The sequence below is a fragment of the Novosphingopyxis sp. genome (genome assembly GCF_965218915.1).
In the GTDB taxonomy this organism is placed as follows: Bacteria; Pseudomonadota; Alphaproteobacteria; order Sphingomonadales; family Sphingomonadaceae; genus Novosphingopyxis.
Window position 1 is genome coordinate 1,650,706 of record NZ_OZ244708.1, and the last position, 21,922, is coordinate 1,672,627.

14 protein-coding genes and 1 tRNA gene are annotated in these 21,922 nt (G+C 65.9%); 12 read left to right on the plus strand and 3 right to left on the minus strand.

The features are described from left to right. The first annotated feature begins 358 nt into the window (after positions 1–358). From ahcY to trxA, 8 genes are all read left to right on the plus strand, one after another. A complete protein-coding gene (gene ahcY, locus ACOQPC_RS07625; RefSeq protein WP_420608037.1) occupies positions 359–1,762 on the plus strand; it encodes an adenosylhomocysteinase in 1,404 nt (467 codons plus the stop codon). A gap of 219 nt (positions 1,763–1,981) precedes the next feature. Further along, positions 1,982–4,324, plus strand: a complete 2,343-nt coding sequence (locus tag ACOQPC_RS07630; RefSeq protein WP_420608038.1) for a PAS-domain containing protein — start codon at positions 1,982–1,984, stop codon at positions 4,322–4,324. Then, positions 4,321–4,779 carry a tRNA (adenosine(37)-N6)-threonylcarbamoyltransferase complex ATPase subunit type 1 TsaE gene (tsaE, locus tag ACOQPC_RS07635; protein WP_420608039.1) on the plus strand — a complete coding sequence of 153 codons (459 nt, stop codon included), beginning with the start codon at positions 4,321–4,323 and terminating at the stop codon, positions 4,777–4,779. Before ACOQPC_RS07630 ends, tsaE begins: the two co-directional genes overlap by 4 nt. Beyond that, positions 4,776–5,756: an aminoglycoside phosphotransferase family protein gene (locus tag ACOQPC_RS07640; protein WP_420608097.1), complete on the plus strand. Its 981-nt coding sequence runs from the start codon at positions 4,776–4,778 to the stop codon at positions 5,754–5,756. Before tsaE ends, ACOQPC_RS07640 begins: the two co-directional genes overlap by 4 nt. A gap of 1 nt (position 5,757) precedes the next feature. Next, the gene (locus ACOQPC_RS07645; protein WP_420608040.1) at positions 5,758–6,474 is read left to right on the plus strand and encodes a nucleotidyltransferase family protein; all 717 of its coding nucleotides are present in this window, start codon (positions 5,758–5,760) and stop codon (positions 6,472–6,474) included. A gap of 8 nt (positions 6,475–6,482) precedes the next feature. Next, a complete protein-coding gene (gene addB / locus ACOQPC_RS07650; RefSeq protein ID WP_420608041.1) occupies positions 6,483–9,479 on the plus strand; it encodes a double-strand break repair protein AddB in 2,997 nt (998 codons plus the stop codon). 157 nt (positions 9,480–9,636) lie between these two features. After that, the gene (addA, locus tag ACOQPC_RS07655) at positions 9,637–13,074 is read left to right on the plus strand and encodes a double-strand break repair helicase AddA (RefSeq protein ID WP_420608042.1); all 3,438 of its coding nucleotides are present in this window, start codon (positions 9,637–9,639) and stop codon (positions 13,072–13,074) included. A gap of 87 nt (positions 13,075–13,161) precedes the next feature. Then, positions 13,162–13,479: a thioredoxin TrxA gene (trxA, locus tag ACOQPC_RS07660; protein ID WP_420605158.1), complete on the plus strand. Its 318-nt coding sequence runs from the start codon at positions 13,162–13,164 to the stop codon at positions 13,477–13,479. Positions 13,480–13,580: 101 nt separating this feature from the next. On the opposite strand, the gene ACOQPC_RS07665 is transcribed toward trxA, so the two are convergent. Both ACOQPC_RS07665 and argJ read right to left on the minus strand, forming a co-directional pair. Next, positions 13,581–14,375, minus strand: coding sequence for an inositol monophosphatase family protein (locus ACOQPC_RS07665; protein WP_420605159.1), 795 nt, complete (start codon positions 14,373–14,375; stop codon positions 13,581–13,583). 150 nt (positions 14,376–14,525) lie between these two features. Further along, positions 14,526–15,755: a bifunctional glutamate N-acetyltransferase/amino-acid acetyltransferase ArgJ gene (gene argJ / locus ACOQPC_RS07670; protein WP_420608098.1), complete on the minus strand. Its 1,230-nt coding sequence runs from the start codon at positions 15,753–15,755 to the stop codon at positions 14,526–14,528. A gap of 67 nt (positions 15,756–15,822) precedes the next feature. On the opposite strand from argJ, the gene ACOQPC_RS07675 reads away from it, so the two are divergent. From ACOQPC_RS07675 to ACOQPC_RS07685, 3 genes are all read left to right on the plus strand, one after another. After that, entirely contained in the window at positions 15,823–16,164 is a 342-nt protein-coding gene (locus ACOQPC_RS07675) for a hypothetical protein (protein ID WP_420605160.1), read from the plus strand. A 108-nt stretch (positions 16,165–16,272) separates the two neighbouring features. Further along, the gene (gene secA / locus ACOQPC_RS07680; RefSeq protein ID WP_420605161.1) at positions 16,273–18,996 is read left to right on the plus strand and encodes a preprotein translocase subunit SecA; all 2,724 of its coding nucleotides are present in this window, start codon (positions 16,273–16,275) and stop codon (positions 18,994–18,996) included. A gap of 318 nt (positions 18,997–19,314) precedes the next feature. Next, positions 19,315–19,389, plus strand: a tRNA-Asn gene (locus ACOQPC_RS07685). 29 nt (positions 19,390–19,418) lie between these two features. On the opposite strand, the gene ACOQPC_RS07690 is transcribed toward ACOQPC_RS07685, so the two are convergent. Continuing rightward, entirely contained in the window at positions 19,419–20,189 is a 771-nt protein-coding gene (locus tag ACOQPC_RS07690) for an NAD kinase (RefSeq protein WP_420605162.1), read from the minus strand. Positions 20,190–20,287: 98 nt separating this feature from the next. On the opposite strand from ACOQPC_RS07690, the gene ACOQPC_RS07695 reads away from it, so the two are divergent. Then, the gene (locus tag ACOQPC_RS07695; protein ID WP_420605163.1) at positions 20,288–21,592 is read left to right on the plus strand and encodes a putative bifunctional diguanylate cyclase/phosphodiesterase; all 1,305 of its coding nucleotides are present in this window, start codon (positions 20,288–20,290) and stop codon (positions 21,590–21,592) included. Positions 21,593–21,922 lie beyond the last annotated feature (330 nt).

Genomic DNA, 21,922 nt, shown 5'->3' on the forward strand with positions numbered 1-21,922 from the left:
GTGCGAAGGGTGACACGGGTTACACCACACCCCCCGGCAGATTCGGTTGAGCCGAGGTTCGCCGCAGACTCAGGGAGCGAAGAGACATGGTGGCAGAGTCGTGCAAGAAACATCATCGCGACCGGAACATATCAGAAACGTGCGAAGTAGGACAGCGTGCCAGCGGATCGCGATATGCGTCATCTTTATGGGCGATCCTTGCGAGGCTTGGCGCAAATTCCGGCTTTCGAAACATCCGGAATATTCAGGATATAAAGTTTTCTTTATATTTGGCTCCGGCCCCGTTATGGAGCCCCCATATTCGCCGCGCTGCTCCCCGCGTGGCGCCATTTTCACGCCTGCCGTCAGGAGACATTATATGGCCACCGCCACCCAGGATTATATCATCGCGGACATTGCGCTTGCCGATTACGGCCGCAAGGAAATCGTCATCGCCGAGACCGAAATGCCCGGTCTGATGGCGCTGCAGGAGCGTTACGCTTCCGACAAGCCGCTGAAGGGCGCGCGTATCGCCGGTTCGCTGCATATGACGATCCAGACCGCCGTCCTGATCGAGACGCTGGTCGCCCTCGGAGCAGAGGTGCGCTGGACCACTTGCAACATCTACTCGACGCAGGACCATGCCGCCGCCGCGATCGCGGACCAAGACATTCCGGTGTTCGCCGTGAAGGGCGAGACGCTGGGCGAATATTGGGATTATGTCGCCAAGATCTTCGACTGGGGCGACGAGACCTGCAACCTGATCCTGGACGATGGCGGCGATGCCACCATGTTCGCGCTGTGGGGCGCGCGCATGGAAGCGGGGGAGACCATGCCCGCGCCGGAGAATGAGGAAGAGACCGAGATGCAGCGCGCGCTGAAGGAATTCATCGCGCGCAAGCCGGGCTATCTGACCGAGACGGTCGCGGCGATCCGCGGCGTGTCCGAGGAAACCACCACCGGCGTGCATCGCCTTTACGAGATCTCCAAGGAGGGCAAGCTTCCGTTCCCGGCGATCAACGTGAACGACAGCGTCACCAAGTCGAAGTTCGACAACAAATATGGCTGCAAGGAATCGCTGGTCGACGGCATCCGCCGCGGCACCGACGTGATGATGGCCGGCAAGCTGGCGCTCGTCGCGGGTTACGGCGATGTCGGCAAGGGCTCGGCCGCGTCCCTGAGCGGTGCCGGCGCCCGCGTGCTGGTGACCGAGATCGATCCGATTTGCGCGCTGCAGGCGGCGATGGACGGGTTCGAGGTCGTGACCATGGAAGAGGGCGTGAAGCGCGCCGATATCTTCGTGACGACCACCGGCAACAAGGACGTCATCACCATCGATCACATGCGCGGCATGAAGGACATGGCGATCGTCGGTAATATCGGCCATTTCGACAACGAAATCCAGGTCGGCGCGCTGGAAAACATGAAGTGGACCGAGATCAAGCCGCAGGTCGACATGGTGGAATTTCCGGACGGTAAGCGGATCATCCTGCTGTCCAAGGGCCGTTTGCTGAACCTGGGCAACGCCACCGGCCATCCCAGCTTCGTGATGTCGGCGAGCTTCACCAACCAGGTGCTGGCGCAGATCGAACTGTTCACCAAGCACAAGACCGGCGAATATGAGAACGACGTCTACGTCTTGCCCAAGCATCTGGATGAAGAAGTCGCCGCGCTGCATCTGGCCAAGCTGAACGTCAATCTCACCAAGCTGACCGACGCGCAGGCGAAATATATCGGCGTCGAGCAGACCGGCCCGTACAAGCCCGAGCATTACCGGTATTGATCATATTATCGCCAATTGATCATTAGGCGTCATCCCGGGCTTGACCCGGGATCCAGGGCGATATGGCACTGCCGTTGGACCCTGGATTCCGGATCAAGTCCGGAATGACGCTGTTTCGGTCGAAAAACCGAGGGTTGATCGATGGCGCTTGCAAGCGGCGGAAGCGCTCGCACACACCATCCCCCTTGACGCCGCCGCCGCTTCGCCTAGCCCGGCTGCATGAACGGTGCGTTTTCCACGGCTATGATCGGCATCGTGCTGGGGGGCTGGCTGCTCGCCGGGGCGTGGGCGCTGTGGTCGGGGCTTTCGCTCAGACGCCGGGCCGAGGACAGCCTGCGCCAGACCGCGCGGCTCGGCCGGTTGATCGAGACCGCGCCGGCCATCCCGCTGATCGTCCGGCTCGACGGCAAGGTCGATACGCCCGAACGCCTGCTCGGCTGGCTCGGGATCGACCGCGACATCAAACATATGTCCGATCTGTCGTCGGAGGCGGGCGAGGGCGGCTTCATGCCCGGCGACGTGGAGCGGCTCGCCGAGCAGGTTCGCCTGGCGCAGCGCACCGGAAAATCCTTCGAATGCAGTTTTGCCGTGGAGGGCAGCGAGCGCGCGCTCGCCATTCACGGGGGACTGGCGGATAGCCAGATCTATCCCAACGGCGCGGCGCTCTTGTGGTTCTTCGACCGGTCGCAGCCGTTTTACGAGAAGGCACGACTGGAGGACGATGCGGCGGCGGCGCGCGCGGCGTTCACCGCGCTCTCCGGTCTGATCGAGGCCGCACCGTTGCCGATGTGGCACCGCGCGCCCGATGGCCAATTGATGCTGGTCAACCATGCCTTCGTCGCGGCGGTCGCGGGCGCTTCGGCCGAGGAAGTGGTGGCGGCGGGCACCGAGCTGGTCGAGACCGTCGATGGCCGCTCGCCCGGCTCGATTGCGCAGGAAGCTTCGGACAAGCGCGAGACGATTTCGCGCGAGCTCTCGCTCACGATCGACGGCCACCGCCGCCGCATGCTGGTGGTCGACGTGCCGCTGGGGGAAACCGGCGTGGCGGGTTATGCCATCGAGATGCAGGAACTGGCCGATGCGCGCGGGGAGCATCGCCGGTTCGTGTCCGCGCAGCGCGACATGCTGGACGCCATGTCCTCCGCAGTCGTGCAGTTCGATGGGGAGGGCAGCGCGGTGTTCGCCAATCTGCCGTTCCGCCGGATGTTCGAAGTGGAGGAGGCCTGGCTCGCCGATCGGCCCGATTTCGCGCGCGTGCTGGACCGGATGCGCGACGCCAAGAAGCTGCCCGAGGTGCGCGATTTCGCGGCTTGGCGCAGCGAACGGCAGGGCTGGTTCCGCTCGCCCGAGCCGGTGCAGGAGAACTGGCTCCTGCCCGACGGCACCCATTTGCGCGTACTCGCGCAGCCTTCGCCCGACGGCGGTCTGCTGCTGATCTTCGAGGATCGCACCGAGCAGGCGCGGCTCGCCAGTTCGCGTGATACGTTGCTCAGGGTGCGGACCGCCACGCTCAACAATCTGTTCGAGGGGATCGCGGTATTCGCCTCGGACGGCAGCCTGAATCTGTGGAACGAGCGCTTTGCCGAAATCTGGGAGGCGGACGAGAAGACGCTGGCGGGGCATCCGCATATCGACAAGCTGATCGCCTCGATCGCGCGGCGGCTCGCCGAGCCGGGCAAGGCGGCGATCATGCGCGAGACGGTGCGCGCCGCGACCGAGAACCGCGCGCGCCGCGACGGCGAGATGCGCTTCGCCGACGGCCGCCATTTCCGTTTCTCGACGATACCGCTGCCCGATGGCAACGCGCTGTTCTCGATGCTCGACATCTCCGACAGCGCGCGGATCGAGCGGGCCTTGCGCGAACGCAACGAGGCTTTGACCGAGGCCGATGCCATAAAAGGCCGCTTCCTCGCCAATATGAGCTACGAGTTCCGTACGCCGCTGACCTCGATCCAGGGGTTCGCCGAAATGCTGGCGGCGGGGCTGGCCGGAGAACTTGGCGAGCAGGCGAGCGATTATGTGGCGGCGATCCTGCAGTCGGTCCAACGGCTGTCGGGGCAGATCAACACCGTGCTCGATCTCAGCCAGGGCGAGGCCGGGGCGCTGCCGATCGACAAACAGCCGCTGAAGCTGAGCGATGCGCTGGATGCGCTGGTCAAGGATCATCAGGCAGATGCCGAGGCGGGCAAGATCGATCTCAGGCTCGATATTCGTGGCACTGCGGGGACGATCCCCGCCGACCCGCGCCGTCTGCGCCAGGCGCTCGATCATGTGCTCGGCAACGCGCTGGCCTATGTCGGCGAGGGCGCGGCGGTGCTGATATTCGCCGACGGCTCAAAGGCAAAGGCGCGGATCGTGATCTCCGACAATGGTCCGGGCATGGATGCCAAAGCGCAGGGACGCGCGCTCGACCGGTTTTCAGGTGACGACGGTGCGGCGGCGCCCGGTGGGTTGGGGCTGCCTTTGGCGCGGCAGTTGGTCGAGGCGCATGGCGGGAAGCTAGAGCTGATCTCGCAAGCGGGCGAGGGCACGATGATCACCATCGAGCTGCCGCGCCAATGAGCGAAGCGATGATCGAGATAGCGAGCGAAGCGGCGATGCTGGCGTTCGGCCGGACGCTCGGACGGCTGCTCGAGCGCGGCGATCTGGTGGCACTCAGCGGCGATCTCGGCGCGGGCAAGACCGTATTGGCGCGGGGAATGCTGGCGGGACTCGGCTTTGACGGCGAGGTGACCAGCCCGAGCTACGCGCTCGTCCATCCCTATGATGCTCCGGACGTGCGCTTACCGGTCAGCCATGTCGATCTGTACCGGCTGGGTGATCCGGCGGCGCTGGTCGAACTCGGCCTCGGCGAGGCGCGCTCCTATGGCGCGCTGATCGTCGAATGGCCCGAGCGCGCGGGGGCGGCTTTCGTGGCCGATGCGCTGCACGTCCGGATCGAACGCGACGGACCGAGCGCGCGGCGGTTGACAGTGGCGGTGCCGCGTAGTTGGGAAGGCCGATGGCCACGCAGATGACCCCGCCCCCCGGCGCGCCGCATTTCCTCTCCGCAGCCGGCTGGACGGGCGCGCGGATCGAGCCGTTGGCGGGCGACGCCAGCTTTCGCCGCTATTTCCGCGTCGAGGATGCCGAGGGCAATCGCGGCGTGCTGATGGACGCGCCGCCGCCGCATGAGGACCCCGCGCCGTTCGTGGCCATCGCCGATTATCTGAGCGGCCACGGCTTTCGCGCGCCCAGGGTGATCGCCAGCGATCTGGAACATGGGCTGGTGCTGCTCGAGGATCTCGGCAACCGCCGCATGCGCGAGCATTTGGCCTATCATCCAGAAGAAGAGACCGCGGTTTACGAACAGGCGATCGACGAGCTCATCAGGTTGCGCGATATCCCGCCCGCCGATGTGCCGCGCTATACGCAAGCAAAATATATCGAGGAGGCCAAGCTGCTGACCGAATGGTTCGCGCCGGCCGCGCATCTCCGGGTCGATCGGGCGGGTTACGAGACGCTGTGGCGCGAACTGCTGGCCCCGGTGATCGCGGCGCAGGCGAAGCCGGTGACGGTGCTGCGCGATTATCATGCCGAGAATATCATGCTGATCGGCGAGAATCGGCTCGGCCTGCTCGATTTTCAGGACGCGCTGGCGGGGCATCCTGCTTATGATCTGGTCTCGCTGCTGCAGGATGCGCGCCGCGACGTTCCGCAGGCGCTGGAGGCGGCGATGCTGGATCGCTATCTGGCCGTGACCGGCGAGGGCGAGGATTTTCGCACCCATTATGCGCTGCTCGGCGCGCAGCGCAACGCCAAGATCATCGGCATCTTCACCCGGCTGTGGCGGCGCGACGGCAAGGCCCGCTACCTCTCGTTCCTGCCGCGCATGTGGAAGCTGCTCGAACGCGATCTGGCGCATCCCGCGCTGGAACCGATGCGCCGCTGGTTCGACGACAATGTGCCCGAGGACCGCCGTGCCGGACTGATCGCCGCCGGATCGGATGCCTGAGATGGTCATAGTGACCGGTGCGATGGTGATGGCCGCCGGGCTCGGCAAGCGCATGCGGCCGCTGACGGCCAGCAGCCCGAAGCCGCTGGTGCGCGTGGCCGGCCAGCCGCTGATCGACCACACGCTGGCGCATCTCGCCAAGGCGGGCGTCCGGGATGTGGTGGTCAACGTCCATTATCTCGCCGACGCGCTGGAAGCGCATGTCGCGAACGCCCCGTTCGGGCTGAACTACCAGATTTCGGACGAGCGCGAGCGGCTGCTCGAAACCGGCGGCGGGCTGGTCAAGGCGCTGCCGATGATCGCATCCGATCCGTTCTTCTGCGTCAACAGCGACAATATCTGGGTCGATGGCCCGCGCGCCGCGCTGACGCAGCTCGCCGAGGAGTGGAACGGGACCCGCATGGACGCGCTGCTGCTGCTGGTGCCACATGCCCGCGCGCATCATCATGGCGGCAGCGGCGACTTCCACCTCGACGGTCAGGGCCGGATATCCTGGCGCAAGGAGCGCAAAGTCGCGCCGTTCATCTTCACCGGCATCCAGCTGATGGCCAAGCGCCTGATCGAAGGCGATGCGGGCGAATCCTTCGGCACCAGCCGGTTCTGGGACAAGGCAATCGCCGATGGCCGCCTCTACGGCAGCATCTTCGACGGCGAATGGTTCGACATCGGCACCCCCGCCGCGATCCGGCCGACCGAAGCCTGGTTCACCAATGGGTAGCAGGGCTCATGCGTAGCAGGGCCAAGCCCGCCATCTACACCATCCCCGCGCATCGCGGGTTCGCCGATGCGCTGGCCGCCGGGATGCTCGATCGCTTCGCCGAGCCGGAGCGCGGCCTGTCCGGCGGCATGATCCTGATCCCCAACAACCGCGCCGCGCGCGCCATCAGCGACGCCTTCGTGCGCCGCGCCGCGCCGGGGCTGCTGTTGCCAAGGATGGTGCCGATCGGCGATCTCGATCTGGGCGAGGCGCTGGGTCTGGCGCTCGATCCGGTCGGCGCGGACGTGCCGCCCGCGGTCGATCCGCTGACCCGGCGGCTCGCGGTCGCGCGGATCGTGCAGGATCGCATGAAAGTGGGCGGCGAACGCGTCAGCGCGCCCGAGGCGCTGCGCCTCGCCGACCAGTTTGCGCGCGCGCTCGACCAGCTGGTGATCGAGCGGAAGTCGCATGGAGCTTTGGACGAGCTCGTGCTCGCCGAGGAACTGGCCGATCATTATCAGCGCTCGCTCGCCTTGTTCGCCGCTGTCGCGCGCGACTGGGCCGCGCATCTGAAGACGATCGGCCGCATCGATGTCGCCGAACGGCGCAACCGGCTGCTGGGCGGTGTGGCGGAGCGCTGGCGCGAGACGCCGCCGCCGGGCTTCGTGGTGGCGGCGGGCGTCACCACCGCCGCGCCCGCCGTCGCGGGCCTGCTGCGCGCGGTGGCGGAACTGGCGCAGGGCCAGGTCGTGCTGCCCGATCTCGACATCGCCATGCCGGACGACGAATGGGCCGAGATCGGTCCGTACGGCCCCAGCGACGATGGCGCGCCGCCCGCACCGGCGCTGGAGATGCATCCGCAGTTCCATCTCAAACTGCTGCTCGACCGCATGGGCATCGCGCGCGGCGAGGTGATGCGCTGGGTGCGATCGGGCGAGAACGATGCGCCGTCCCGCCGCGCGCATGCCATCAGCAACGCCTTTGCCCCGCCGGACGCCACCGGCAAATGGCAGGACCTGCCGCCCGATCGTCGCAGCCTGTCGGGTGTGCGCGTGCTCGAAGCGCCGGACAGCGCGGCCGAAGCGCAGGCTATCGCCATCCTGATCCGCGAGGCGATGGAGGAGCCGGGCAAACGCGCCGCGCTCGCCACCCCGGACCGCGAACTGGCGCGGCGCGTAGCGGCGCATCTCCAGCGCTGGGGGATAGAGGCGGACGACAGCGCGGGGCGGCCCTTGTCCGAGCTTCCTGTCGGCACCTTCATGCTGACGCTGGCCGAGGCGGCGGCGCAGAATTTCGCGCCGGTGTCGCTGCTGGCGCTGCTCAAGCATCCGCTGGTGCGGTCGGGCGATGATCCCGCGCGTCTCGCCTGGCTCGATCAGGTCCGCGTGCTCGATCTGCTGTTCCGAGGCCCGCGCTCGGCGGGCGGGCTGGACGGCATCGCGGATCGGATCGCGCGGCGCATCGAAGACGACAGCGAACGCAAACTCAATACGGCAAAATGGCAGGAACTGCGCGGCTGGTGGGCCGATGTTGTCCCGCTGCTCGCGCCGCTCGAAGCGGCCGGGCGCTCGGTCGAGGCCGCGCTCGATGCACTGCGGACCGTGGCCGAAGCGCTCACCGGAGACCGCATCTGGCGCGGGCGCGAGGGGCGGATGCTGGCCGAGCTGTGGGCGGACCTCAGCGCGCGCGCCGCCGACGGGCCGAGCCTTGCCGATACGCAGGAACTGCCCGCCTGGCTCGAGGCGCTGATCGGTGAGATTTCCGTGCGCCCGGCTTATGGCGGCCATCCGCGCGTGGCGATCTACGGCCTGCTCGAGGCGCGGCTGCAGCAAGCCGATCTGGTCATTTGCGGCGGGCTGAACGAGGGCACTTGGCCCATGCTGCCGCAGCCCGATCCCTGGCTCGCCCCGCGCATTCGGCGCGAGCTGGGTCTGCCCGCGCTGGAACGCTCGATCGGGCTGGCCGCGCATGATCTGGCGGGCATGATGGGCGCGCCCGAAGTCGTGCTGAGCCGCGCGAAGCGGGACCGGGGCGGGCCGGGCGTCGCCTCGCGCTTCCTGCTGCGGCTGCAGGCGATGGCGGGCAGCAACCTCAAGACCGACGAACGCGCGCTGGCGCTGGCGGCGATGATCGACGAGCCGGAAGCGTTCGCGCCCGCCGTCCGCCCGGAGCCGCGCCCCACAGTCGAACAGCGGCGGGTCGCGCTCAACATCACCGATCTCGACCGGCTGAAGGCGGACCCGTTCGCTTTCTACGCCGCGCGCATTCTGGGCCTGCGCAGGCTCGACATGGTCGATGCCGATCCCACCCCCGCCTGGCGCGGCACGGCGGTGCATGACATCCTTGAACTGTGGGCGCGCGAGGACGGCCGCGATCCCGCCAAGCTGCACGCCCGCGCGCTGGAGCTGCTGGCTAAACAGGCCGCGCATCCGCTGATGCGTGCGCTGTGGGAGCCGCGATTGCTCGGCGCGATCGACTGGATTGCCGAGGAAACCGTGCGGCTCAGGATCGAGGAGCGGCGCGAGATCGCCGCGATCGAGGAGCATGGCGAGATCATGCTGGACGGCGTGAAGCTGAAAGGCCGCGTCGACCGGATCGACCGCTGCGCCGACGGATCGCTGGTGATCGTCGATTACAAAACCGGCAAACCACCGAACAAGGCGCAGGTGCGCGCGGGTTATGCGCTGCAGCTGGGCCTCACCGGCCTGATCGTCGAGCGCGGCGGCATCGCGGGCGTGGACGGGACCGCTGGCGGCTTCGAATACTGGTCGCTCGCCAAGGCCGCGCACGGGCCGCGCAAGGGCGAGCTGGGCTATGTCGATACGCCGGTGGGCGGGCGCGGCGATGATGCCATCGCGCCGGAAGATTTCGTGTCGCACGCACTCGGCCACGTCACCGACGCCATCGCGACCTGGCTCAACGGCGACGCCCCCTTCACCGCGATGCTGCACCCGGAATATTCGCCCTATGGCGATTACGATCACCTGATGCGGCGCGACGAATGGTACGGGCGGGGCGCGGCGTGAGCGCGACTACTAAAATCCTCCCCGGAACGGGGAGGGGAACCGTTTGCCGCAGGCAAATGGTGGAGGGGGTTCTCCTCATTGAACTTTGGCGCAATTCGAGAGCCTCCTCCGTCAGCGCTGCGCGCTGCCACCCCCCCATGGATGGGGAGGATTTACCATGACCGACGCCATTCTCCACCCCCTGCGTGACAACCAGCGCGCCGCCGTGGCGCCGGACCGCGACATCTGGCTCAGCGCCTCGGCGGGCACGGGCAAGACGCAGGTGCTGACCGCGCGCGTGTTCCGGCTGCTGCTCGGCGGCAGCGCGCCCGAGAACCTGCTGTGCCTCACCTTTACCAAGGCCGGCGCGGCGGAGATGGCCAACCGCATCAACGCCCGGCTCGCCGCCTGGGTGCGGATGAAACCCGACCTTCTGGCGACCGACCTCAAGGCCATCGGCGCTCCCTTCGGCCCCGAAGACCAAGCGCGCGCGCGCCGCCTGTTCGCGAAGGTGCTGGACGCGCCCGGCGGCGGCCTGCGCATCCAGACGATCCACAGTTTCTGCCAGACGCTGCTCGCCGCCTTTCCGGCCGAAGCGGGGCTGGTGCCCGGCTTCGTGCCGCTGGAGGAGCGCGACCAGTTGCAGCTGCGCCGTGAGGTACTGGCCGATCTGGTGGCCGATGCCGCCGGCGACGGGCGCGGCTGGCTGATCGAAGCGGTGCAGGCCCTGAGCGTCCGGCTCGGCGAACAGGGGGCGGAGGCTTTTCTCGTGCGCTGCGCTTCGGCGCCCGACGCGATGGCGCTGGTGCCGGACAGCGTCGAAGGCGCGGAGGTTTTCGCGCGGCGGATCGCGGGCGTCCAGATCGAGGGCGACCCCGGCGAATGGCTGGCCGATCAATGCAGCGACGGCGCGATCGACCGCGATTTGCTGCGCGGCATTCGTGAGCATAATGCCGGTTGGAAGGCGGCGACCGGCGCGACCAATGTCGAGAAGATCGATCGCTGGCTCGCGCTGGCTCCCGCCGATCGCGGCGCGCAATTGGCCGAGCTCAACAGCGTCTGGGCCACGCAAAAGGGCGGGCTGACCAAGAGCGCGCCCAAGGGCGACGGCTATGCCGAGGCGGCGCAGGCGATGCTCGACTGGTGCGCGCGTCTGCGTTCGCAGGTCGCGCTGGCGCGCTTTGCCGAGCTTTACGCCGCCGCGCTGTCGGCGGGCAAAGCCTATGCGACCGCCTATGCCCTCGCAAAACACCGCGGCGCGGTGGTGGATTTCGACGATCTCATTCGCCGCGCCGCACGGCTGCTCAAACAGCCCGGTATCGGCGACTGGATCCGCTTCAAGCTGGACGCACGAATCGACCATGTACTGGTCGACGAGGCGCAGGATACCAATCGCGCGCAGTGGGACATCATCGAGGCGGTGACCGAGGATTTCTTTACAGGCCTCGGCGCGCGGGAAGGGCGGTTGCGCACCGTCTTCACCGTGGGTGACTTCAAGCAGGCGATCTTTGGTTTTCAGGGCACCGATCCGGGGCAGTATCGCGCCGCGCGCGAGCGGCTGCACGAACGGATCGAACGAGCCTATGCGGACCCGGACCTGGGCGATATTGGGCCGCGCACCCTTCAGCGGCTCGATCTCGACACCTCCTTTCGCTCGACCGAGCCGATATTGAAACTGGTCGATTCGCTGTTGGCCGAGCGCAGTTTCGGCGCGTTCGGTCTCGAGGCACCGGTCGCCTCCCATATCGGCGTGAAGCCCGACGTCGGCGAGGTGCTGCTGCTGCGGCCGGTGCGCCCCATCGACGATTCGGCGGCCGAGGAGGATGAGGAAAGCTGGCTCGCCGAAGAAAAACTGAACTACGCCAAGAAACTTGCGCGGCAGATCAAGGACTGGATCGACGAAAAGCGCGTGCTCGCGACGACTGGTAAGCCGCTGGCGGCAGGCGACATCATGATTCTGGTGCGCCGCCGGTCGGAACTGGCCGCGCTGCTGGTCGCGCGGCTCTATGCGGAAGGTGTTCCGGTGGCGGGCGTGGACCGGCTGCGGCTCGGTCAGCCGCTGGCGGTGAAGGATTTGCTGGCGGCGATCCGCTTCGCAGTGCAGCCCGAGGACGATCTCAATCTCGCCGAGCTGCTGGTTTCGCCGCTGATCGGGTGGAGCCAGGAGCAGCTGCTGAAGGCGGCTTATCGAACCGGGGATGAGAGGGGTTTGTCGCTATGGCGCCATTTGCGTGGGCAGGAACGGCTCGCCGAGGCGATCCATCCGCTGCGCGATCTGCTGGCGCGCGCCGAATATGGCACGCCGCATGAATTTCTGGAGCGCATCCTTTCCGGCGAGATGGACGGGCGGCGCAGGCTGGTGGCGCGGCTCGGGCATGAGGCGCTCGATCCGATCGGCGAGCTGATCAACGCCGCCTTCCTGTTCGAGCAGAACCACAACGCCTCGCTGCAGGGCTTTCTCGATTGGTTCGACCGCGGCGATGTCGATGTGAAGCGCGAGCAGGCCCGGGCATCGGGCGAGGTGCGGGTGATGACCGTGCATGGCTCCAAGGGCCTGCAGGCGCCGCTCGTCATCCTCGCCGATACTACCGCCGATCCCACGCGCACGCCCGATCGCAGCTTCGACCTGCCGATGAAAGACGAACGGGGACAGCGGACCGGCGTGGACATTCCCGTGCTCGCCCTGCGCAAGGAGGAGAAGTCGGGGCAGTTGGCCGAAGTCGCCGAAAAAGAGGCGGTGCGCGGCTTGGAAGAGCATTGGCGGCTGCTTTATGTGGCATTGACCCGCGCCGAGGAGCGGCTCGTGCTCGCCGGATCGCTGGGCGTGCGCGCGAAAAAGCCGCCCGAGCATAGCTGGTACGCCGCGCTCGACCGGTCGCTAGACGCCATGGGTTGCGAATGGGAGGAGCATGAAGAATGGGGCGCGGTGCGGCGCTTTGCCGGAAGCGATGTCGCCAAAGAAAAGCTTGGCGATAAAAAGGGACAGCTGCCGCCCACCGCACCGCCCGACTGGCTGCGCGCGCCCGCCCCTGTCGAGGCACGCCCGCCGCGTCCGCTCGCCCCGTCGAGCGGCGGCGAGGACGATACCAGCGCCGCGCCGCCCGATCCCGAGCTGCGCGCGGCGGCCGAGCGCGGGCGGTTGCTCCACGGATTGTTCGAGCATCTTCCAGGAGCGGCTTCCGAGCAGCGCCGCGAACTCGGCTTGGCCTGGCTCCAGCGGCGAGCACCCGAGCTGGACGAAGCAGCGCGCATGGAACTGATCGAACGCGCATCGCTGGTGCTGGACGATCCGCGCTGGAAGGCCATCTTCGCGCCGGACGCGCTGGCCGAAGCACCGATTGCCGCAGTTGTCGGCGAGATAGTGATCGCGGGTACGGTAGACCGGCTGCTGATAGGGCGCGACCATATTCTCGTGGTCGACTTCAAGACCGGAACCCATGTGCCGCTCGATGCCGCGGCCGTCCCGATCGCTTACCAGCGGCAGATGGCGCGCTATGTCGCGGCGCTCGGCACCATCTTTCCGGGTCGTCCGGTGCGGGCGGCCTTGCTCTATTCGCACGCCCCCCGGCTGATCGAACTGACCGCCATGCAGCTCGAGGCGAACAGTCCGGCTTGATGCGCCCCAAGCAATCCTGTCGCGCCCGAAACTTGCGGCTTACTCTATGCGTTTCTACATCGAAACGAACATCAAGGAGACATGATCATGGCGACCAAGGCCGTAGGTGACGAAAGTTTCGAGCAGGACGTACTCAAGGCCGAAGGGCCGGTGCTGGTTGATTTCTGGGCCGAATGGTGCGGACCGTGCAAGATGATCGGCCCCGCGCTCGAGGAAATCAGCGATGAGCTGGAAGGTGTCACCATCGCCAAGCTCAACATCGATGACCATCCGAACACACCCGGCAAATACGGCGTGCGCGGCATTCCCACGATGATCCTGTTCAAGGACGGCCAGCCGGTCGAGACCAAGGTCGGCGCTTCGCCCAAAGCGCAGATCAAGAGCTGGCTGGAGGCCGCGCTTTAAGGGGCTTCCACTCTATTTTATTGTGCTTCGGCGGAGGCCGGAGCCCAGCAGATGACGTTCCCTGATGGGCCCCTGCCTGCGCAGGGGCACGAAGCCTCAAGTTAGAGCAACACCCCGGCCGCCATATCCCACAGATCGGGCGTGGCGGCTGCCAGCATTCCGGACTGTTTTGTCTGATCGGGCCGGTATGCGGTGCCATCATAGCGCGCGACCTTGCCGCCAGCTTCGCTCAGGAAGAGCGCGCCCGCCGCATGATCCCATGGCAGCGAACGGCGATAGATGGTGACGTCATGCATACCGGTGGCGAGCAGCGGATATTGCTCGGCCGCGCACATCGGCGGCGGTACCACCTCGAAATGCGCCGCCGCCGCAGCATCGACGCGCACGCGTTCGGTGCCCTCCATGAAGCTGGTGTAAAGCGCGATTACTGGGCGATCCTTGCCGCTGCCCTTTGAACGCACCGCTTCGCCGTCGATCCACGCGCCGCCGCCGCGGTGGCCGTGGCACAGCCGCCCGGTCACCGGATCATAGATCCAGCCCGCCTCAGTCTCTCCGCCGCGCACCAGCGCGATCAGGATGCCGAAGGGGGAGCGGCCCGCGGCGAAATTGCTCGTGCCGTCGATCGGGTCGATCACCCAGCAGAGCGGCGAGTGGATGCGCTCCATCACCGACGGATCGGCCGCTGTGGCTTCCTCGCCTAGGATCGCGGCATCCGGCAGCAGTTCGCCGAGCTTTTCCGTTAGAAAGCGCTCGCTTTCCTTGTCGGCGACGGTGACGAGGTCATTGGGTGCCTTTTCCTCGATCTGATCGTCCGACAAATGGCGGAAATGCTTGAGGACGATCTCCTCGCTGCATAAGCGCATGATCGCGGCGACGGGCTCGTATAGCTCATGCATCGGATGGGCGATATTTCGTCAGGAGGGTTAGTCCTCCCGTCATTGCGAGCTGCAGGCGAAACAATCCAGGGTTTGCGCAGCGCTGCATTCGCCCTGGATTGCCGCGTCGCTGCGCTCCTCGCAATGACGAAGCTGGTTGCTGAGCAGCCATCAGCTGCGGTAATCCGCGTTGATGCTGATATAACCGTGCGTGAGATCGCAGGTCCAGACGGTTGCCGATCCCTCGCCGATGCCGATATCGACGCCGATGTCGATTTCCTGCCCCTTGAGATGCTTGGCTACCGGCGCTTCTTCGTAACCGCGCACGACTTCGCCCTTGGCCGCGACTTCGGTGGCGCCAAAACGGATCGAGAGCAAATCGCGCTCGGCGGGTTCGCCGGCCTTGCCCACCGCCATGACGACGCGGCCCCAGTTGGCGTCCTCGCCGGCGATGGCGGTTTTGACCAGCGGCGAGTTGGCGATCGACAGGCCGATCACCCGCGCGCTCTCGTCGCTCTCCGCGCCGGTGACATTGATCTCGATGAATTTCTGCGCGCCCTCGCCATCGCGCACCACCTGATGCGCCAGGCTGCGGCAGACCTGCTCGAGCGCCGCGTAAAAGGCGTCCGCGCCGTCATCGTCCCAGCCCGACAGCGCCGCGCCGCCCGCCTGTCCGGTGGCGAAGACGAGAACGGTGTCGCTGGTCGAGGTGTCGCCATCGACGGTGATGGCGTTAAAGGTGCGCGCATTTGCCTTGCTCAGCATGTCCTGCAGGAAGCTGTGGTCCACGGCAGCATCGGTGAACACATAGCCGAGCATGGTGGCCATGTCGGGCGCGATCATGCCCGATCCCTTGACGATCCCGGCCAGCTGCACGCTTTTGCCGCCGACAATGGCTGATGCGCCCGCACCCTTGGCAAAGGTATCGGTGGTGCCGATCGCGATCGCGGCATCTTCCCAGCTGCAAGGCTCGGCGGTGAGCACCTGCGCCAGCCCGGCTTCGGCCTTGTCGATCGGCAGCGGCACGCCGATCACACCGGTGGAGCTTACGAACACGTCCGATGGCTGGCAGCCCAGATGATGCGCCACGCGCGCGACGATGGTCTCCACCGCCCGCCGCCCGCTGAGCCCGGTGAAAGCGTTGCTGTTGCCGGCATTCACGATCAGCGCCCGCGCCCGGCCCAGCATGCTGGCTTTCTTGCCATATTGCACCTCATAGGACGGGCAGCGGCTTTTGGTGAACACCCCCGCGACCGCCGTGCCCTCGGCCAGTTCGGCATAGGTCATGTCGAAGCGCTGGCGTTTGGTATAGCCCGCGCGCGCGGTGCGTAACGTGACTCCGGCAATTGGAGGCACGTAGGGAAAGCGTGCGGGGGCGAGGGGGGAAGGAGGAAGCGACAGGGCCAGTTGCCTTTCGATCGATTTTTGATAGGAGACGCCGAGGAATTGTTCCGCGCCGGGTCTATTGATGAAATTCACCTTTGCAAGTCTGCTGCTGGTACTGGTGCACGCCCTGATCGGCGTCCCCCTGTCAGCGCAATCGACGCGCGATATGGCCTCGGCCGAGGTAAATCCCGCGTTCGGCATCGGCAAGGACGCCGCTCCGAGTAAGGAGGCTGACGAGCTCCCTGCGGTAACCGATCGCTCGGTGGCCCGCGCCTATGACGCGGCGATGTTCGCCGCGACCATTCAGGCTCGCCCGATTCCGGCAGTGTATAACGCCGCGCCCCTGCCCGGCGAGCACAGCTTCGCGCTGCCGCTGAAATGGGGTGCGGGCGACCGGCTGGCGCTGGACGAAGGCAAGCCCTGAGCTGCCCCCGCGCCGGGCCGAGTTGCACGGCGCGCTCTTCCTTCCCATCTTTCCTTCGCGTGCCGGACCCTTGTCCGGACGCGTCACATCAGCCCAATGGATATCATTATGCTCGGCGCCATCGCCAAATCGATTTTCGGTTCGTCCAACGAACGTTACGTCAAATCCATCAACAAGATCGTCGATCAGGTGAACGGTTTCGAGCCGGACATCATGGCGATGTCCGACGAGGAGCTGAAGGCGCAGACCGACAAGTTCAAGGCGCGGCTGGAAGCGGGCGAAACGCTCGACGATATCCTGCCCGAAGCCTTTGCCACCGTGCGCGAGGGATCCAAGCGCATCCTCGGCATGCGCCATTTCGACGTGCAGATGGTCGGCGGCGTGGTGCTGCATCGCGGCGAGATCGCCGAGATGCGCACCGGCGAGGGCAAGACGCTGGTCGCCACGCTCGCGGTCTATCTGAACGCGCTGGAGGGCAAGGGCGTCCATGTCGTCACGGTGAACGATTATCTCGCCCGCCGCGACGCCGAATGGATGGGGCAGCTCTACGGTTTTCTGGGGCTGACCACCGGCGTGATCATCCCCGATCTCGACCAGCAGCAGCGCCGCGCGGCCTACAATTCGGACATTACCTATGCGACCAACAACGAACTCGGCTTCGACTATCTGCGCGACAACATGAAGTACAGCCGCGACGACATGGTCCAGCGGCCGTTCAATTTCGCGATCGTCGACGAGGTGGACTCGATCCTGGTCGACGAGGCGCGCACCCCGCTGATCATCTCCGGGCCAACCGACGACCGCTCCGAGCTCTACGCCGCGATCAACGCTATCATCCCGCGGCTCGAGGAGGATGATTACGAGAAGGACGAGAAGTCCAAGAAGGTATTGCTGACCGAAGACGGTACCGAAAAGATCGAGCGGATGCTGGAGGAGGCGGGACTGCTCGAAGGCTCGAACCTCTACGATTTCGAGAATACCCTGGTCGTCCACCATGTCGAGAACGCGATGCGCGCGCATCTGATGTTCAAGCGCGACACCGATTATATCGTCAAGGACGACAAGGTCGTGATCATCGACGAGTTCACCGGGCGCATGATGGACGGGCGCCGCTGGTCGGACGGTCTGCATCAGGCGGTGGAGGCGAAGGAAAAGGTCGACGTCAAGCCCGAGAACCAGACGATGGCGACGATCACCTTCCAGAACTATTTCCGCATGTATCCCAAGCTGTCAGGCATGACCGGTACCGCGGCCACCGAAGCCGCGGAATTTTACGAGATCTACAAGCTCAACGTCGCCGAGATGCCGACCAACCTGCCGGTCAAGCGGATCGACGAGGACGACCAGTTTTACAAGAACACCGCCGACAAGTTCGCCGCCATCGCGATGGCGATCAAGGAAAAATATGACAGCGGCCAGCCGGTGCTGGTCGGCACCGTGTCGATTGAGAAATCGGAGCTTCTCTCCGAATATCTCAAGCGCGAAGGCGTCGACCACAGCGTCCTCAATGCGCGCATGCACGAGAATGAGGCGCATATCGTGGCACAGGCGGGCCGCATCGGCGCGGTCACCATCGCCACCAACATGGCCGGGCGCGGCACCGACATTCAGCTCGGCGGCAATCTGGAATTCCGCATTGAGGAGGAACTGGCCGAGATTGAGCCCGGCGAGCGCCGCGACGAGGAAATCGCCCGGATCAAGCAGGAAATCGCCGCCGAAAAGGCACAGGTGCTGGCCGCCGGCGGCCTGTTCGTGCTCGGCACCGAACGGCACGAAAGCCGCCGCATCGACAACCAGCTGCGCGGCCGTTCGGGCCGCCAGGGTGATCCCGGCCTCAGCCGCTTCTATTTGTGTCTCGAAGACGATCTCTTACGCATCTTCGGCAGCGAATCGCTGTTCGCGCGGATGATGAATTCCAGCCTGGAGGATGGCGAGGCGATCGGCGGCAAATGGCTTTCCAAGGCGATCGAGACCGCCCAGAAAAAGGTCGAGGCGCGCAATTACGAGGCGCGCAAGCAGGTCGTCGAATATGACAACGTCATGAACGATCAGCGCAAAGTGATCTACGAACAGCGCGCCGATATCATGGACGCCGAGACCGTAGGCGACGTGGTCGAGGACATGCGGATCGACGCGGTCCAGGCGGTGGTGGGCGATCATTGCCCGCCGGGCACCTATCCCGAGCAATGGGATGTCGCCGGCCTGAAGGCGAAGGCCGCTGATCTGGCCGGTGAGGAGCCGCCGATCGATGCCTGGCTGGAGGAGGACGCGATCGAGCCCGAACTCATCGCCACCCGGCTGACCGATCGCATCGCCGAAAAGATCGAGGGCAAGGCCGCCGGTCTAGACGAGAGCATGTGGCGCGATGTCGAGAAGAGTATCCTGCTGCAGTCGCTCGACCATCACTGGAAGGAGCATCTCTCGACGCTCGATGCACTGCGGCAGGTGGTATTCCTGCGCGCCTATGCGCAGAAGACGCCGCTCAACGAGTATAAGCAGGAAAGCTTCGCGCTGTTCCAGCGCATGCTCGACACGATCCGCGAGGACGTGACCAAGACGCTGGCGACGAGCGAATTTCGCCGCCAGGAGACGCGCAGCTTCGAACTGCCGGACCTGCCCGATTTTCTGACCACGCACATCGACCCGTTGACCGGCGAGGATGATACCAACGATCAGGACGCGGGTACGCGCGGCCTGATCGATACGCTCCCACCGCGACAGTCCGGTGAGACGGACATGGCGACGTTGGAGAACAACCCGAACATCTCGCGCAATGCGCCCTGTCCGTGCGGATCGGGCCGCAAATACAAGCATTGCCACGGCCGCGCGTGAGGGGTTGCTAAGTCATCGACCTTCTCCCGCCTGGGCGGGAGAAGGATACGCAGCCCCGGATTTAATCCGGGGCGGAGTTGCCTGCCCCCGCGAAAGCGGGGGGATGAGGGTGCGTGGCGCTTCAGCGCCACCGACGGAAAGCTGCTCCGTGAGGCGGCCCCCTCACCGCTGCGACTGGGGAGCAAGCTCCCAAGTCTCGCTCCTTTCCCCTGAAGGGGAGAGGGGATTTGCCCTCGACGGGCACCAAGCCATACAACACTTGCAATGGCCGAAAATCCGCTGCTATACGCGCGGCCTGTCCTGGGAAACCGGGTCTGTTCCTCGATAGCTCAGCGGTAGAGCTCTCGACTGTTAATCGAGCGGCCGTTGGTTCGAATCCAACTCGAGGAGCCATTTTTCGCCCGGCGGCGCTTGCGTCCGCGTCACGTCGCGAACTGTTCCATCGCTATGCGTTCATCGAGCGCATGTTCGGGGTCGAACAACAGCGTCAATTGCCGGCTGCGGTCGATCTCGATGTCGACGCGCGTGATGTCGCGGATTTCGCGCTGGTCGGCGACGGCGGAGACCGGGCGCTTTTCCGGGTTCAGGATACGGAAGCTGATGCGGCTCCTGTCGGGCAGAATCGCGCCCTTCCAGCGGCGTGGGCGGAACGGACTGATCGGGGTCAGCGCCAGCATCGCCGAACCCAGCGGCAGGATCGGGCCGTTCGCCGACATGTTGTAGGCGGTCGAGCCCGCCGGTGTCGCCACCAGCACGCCGTCGCAGACCATCTCGTCGATCGTCACCCGGTCGTCGATGCACACCTCGATCTTGGCGGTCTGGCGCGTCTCGCGCAGCAGCGACACCTCGTTGATCGCGGGCAGCATCTTGCGCTCCCCGCTCGCGGTGGTGACGCTCATGCGCAGCGGCGCCACCGAAAAGCTCCTGGCATTGGCCAGCCGTTCGGCCAGTTCCTCGGATCGCCAGCTGTTGAGCAGAAAGCCGATGGTGCCGCGGTTCATGCCGAACACCGGCTTGATCCGTCCACCTTCCAGCATCTGGTGCAGGGTTTGCAGCATGAAGCCGTCGCCGCCCAGCACGACCACGCGCTCGGCCTCGTCCAGCGGCGCGAACTGATAGCGGCCGAGCAACGTCTTCTCGGCCTCGCGCGCCTGGCGCGTGGGCGATGCGACCAGCGCGGTCCCCTCGATCATGCCATGATCCGATCGCTTTTTAATGAGGTGATTTTAACGGTCCCGCTCATAGGAAGAAGTGCTAAGCGGCCCGGCGGGGCAGGGCAAGGGTGGACGCGATGATCGAACGGCGCGCGGGCGCAGCGGAGCGGGACGAGGAACGGGACTGGATCACCGGTCTCGCGTCGGGCAAGACCGCGCGCCTGCGTCTGGGCGGCGCCGATCGTCCGAACGCGGTGCTGCTGATTGGCCTCGCGGGCTTCCGCAACGTCAATGTCGCGCATGGCCGCGAGGGCGGAGACCGCGCGCTGGCCAGCGTCGGGGAACGCATCCGGCGTATGCTGCGGGCGGGCGAGGGGGCGGTGCCATTCGCCGCGCGCACCGGTGGGGCGGAGTTCCTCGTGCTGCTGGACCTGCCCGGCGCGGCGCAATGCGCGCAATTGCTGGCGCGCCAGCTGGTCGCCGAACTCAACCGCCCGGTCGAGATCGACGGCGGCGAGATACATCTCAGCCCGCGCATCGGTATCGCCGAGGCGCATGCAGGCGAGGGCCAGGCCGCCTTCATGCGCCGCGCGCGCATGGCGCTGGAAGAGGCGATGCGCGCCGACACGCGTACCATAGTCCAGTCCGAGGCCGGGCGGCTCGACGAGGCGCTGATGGACGAAACCTTGGGCCGCCATCTGCGGCACGCGTTCGAACGCCGCGAGATCGCGATCCTGTTCCAGCCGCAATTCGCGCTCGCCGACGGTCGGATGACCGGAGCCGAAGCGCTGGCGCGCTGGCGCCATCCCGAATTCGGCACGTTGGGCGGCGAGGCGCTGTTCGCCGCCGCGGCGCGCAGCGATTTCGTGGCGCCGCTCTCGCGCCATATCCAGGAACGCGCGATCGCGCTGGCGGCGGACTGGACCGGCGCGCGCGACGATGTCAGGCTGTCGATCAACGTCACCGCGCAGGATCTCGCCAGTCCGGATATGGCCGACCGGCTGCTCGGTTATGTGGCGGGCAGCGGCTTTCGCAGCGATTGCCTGACGGTGGAGATCACCGAAAGCGCGTTGATCGCCGATCTGGACGCGGCGGCCAAGCAGTTCGAAAGGCTACGCGGCGAGGGCCTCAAGATCGCGCTCGACGATTTCGGCACGGGCTACAGCTCGCTCTCCTATCTGAGCGCATTGCCGCTCGATTATCTCAAGCTCGACAAGCGGCTGACCGAGGATCTGCAGGGCTCCGAGCGCGACCGCATCGTGGTCCGCGCGGTCATCGCCATGGCCAAGGCGCTGGGGCTCGAGGTGATCGCCGAGGGGATCGAGAGCGAGGCGCAGCGTCTGCTGATCGAACGCGAGGGCTGCGATTACTGGCAGGGTTTTCTACGGGCCGGTGCGCTGGAGCCGGACGCATTCCGGGACTTTGCGCTGAAGGCGGATTGAAAAGCTTGCCGACGAATCACCGAATCCGTTCGTCTTGAGCTTGTCGAAAGACTGTACTGTCGATGCTGAGGCTGAGAAGAAGAACAGTGCTTCGACAAGCTCAGCACGAACGGTTGTGTCGAATTGTAGGAAATTATCGAACTCGGTTTTGCAACGGTTTCGCGCTCGTTTTGTAGCCTTTGAATAATAATATTACGGCACTTTCTCACTTAGGATCATAAATCAAGCTCCGTCGTGCCGAGCTTGTCGAAGCACCGTTCATCCACCAGCCTGGTCCGACACTTTTCGTCATGCCAGCGAAAGCTGGCATCTCGGGCGTCACTAGGGCTC

What these genes read in the sequence shown, in the direction of transcription:
- ACOQPC_RS07645 (WP_420608040.1), top strand. Translation starts at nt 5,758, where the DNA reads ATGGTCATAGTGACCGGTGCGATGGTGATGGCCGCCGGGCTCGGCAAG.
- ACOQPC_RS07690 (WP_420605162.1), bottom strand. Translation starts at nt 20,189, where the DNA reads ATGATCGAGGGGACCGCGCTGGTCGCATCGCCCACGCGCCAGGCGCGC.
- tsaE (WP_420608039.1), top strand. Translation starts at nt 4,321, where the DNA reads ATGAGCGAAGCGATGATCGAGATAGCGAGCGAAGCGGCGATGCTGGCG.
- secA (WP_420605161.1), top strand. Translation starts at nt 16,273, where the DNA reads ATGCTCGGCGCCATCGCCAAATCGATTTTCGGTTCGTCCAACGAACGT.
- ACOQPC_RS07695 (WP_420605163.1), top strand. Translation starts at nt 20,288, where the DNA reads ATGATCGAACGGCGCGCGGGCGCAGCGGAGCGGGACGAGGAACGGGAC.
- ACOQPC_RS07675 (WP_420605160.1), top strand. Translation starts at nt 15,823, where the DNA reads ATGAAATTCACCTTTGCAAGTCTGCTGCTGGTACTGGTGCACGCCCTG.
- ACOQPC_RS07640 (WP_420608097.1), top strand. Translation starts at nt 4,776, where the DNA reads ATGACCCCGCCCCCCGGCGCGCCGCATTTCCTCTCCGCAGCCGGCTGG.
- ahcY (WP_420608037.1), top strand. Translation starts at nt 359, where the DNA reads ATGGCCACCGCCACCCAGGATTATATCATCGCGGACATTGCGCTTGCC.
- trxA (WP_420605158.1), top strand. Translation starts at nt 13,162, where the DNA reads ATGGCGACCAAGGCCGTAGGTGACGAAAGTTTCGAGCAGGACGTACTC.
- addB (WP_420608041.1), top strand. Translation starts at nt 6,483, where the DNA reads ATGCGTAGCAGGGCCAAGCCCGCCATCTACACCATCCCCGCGCATCGC.
- addA (WP_420608042.1), top strand. Translation starts at nt 9,637, where the DNA reads ATGACCGACGCCATTCTCCACCCCCTGCGTGACAACCAGCGCGCCGCC.
- ACOQPC_RS07630 (WP_420608038.1), top strand. Translation starts at nt 1,982, where the DNA reads ATGAACGGTGCGTTTTCCACGGCTATGATCGGCATCGTGCTGGGGGGC.
- ACOQPC_RS07665 (WP_420605159.1), bottom strand. Translation starts at nt 14,375, where the DNA reads ATGCATGAGCTATACGAGCCCGTCGCCGCGATCATGCGCTTATGCAGC.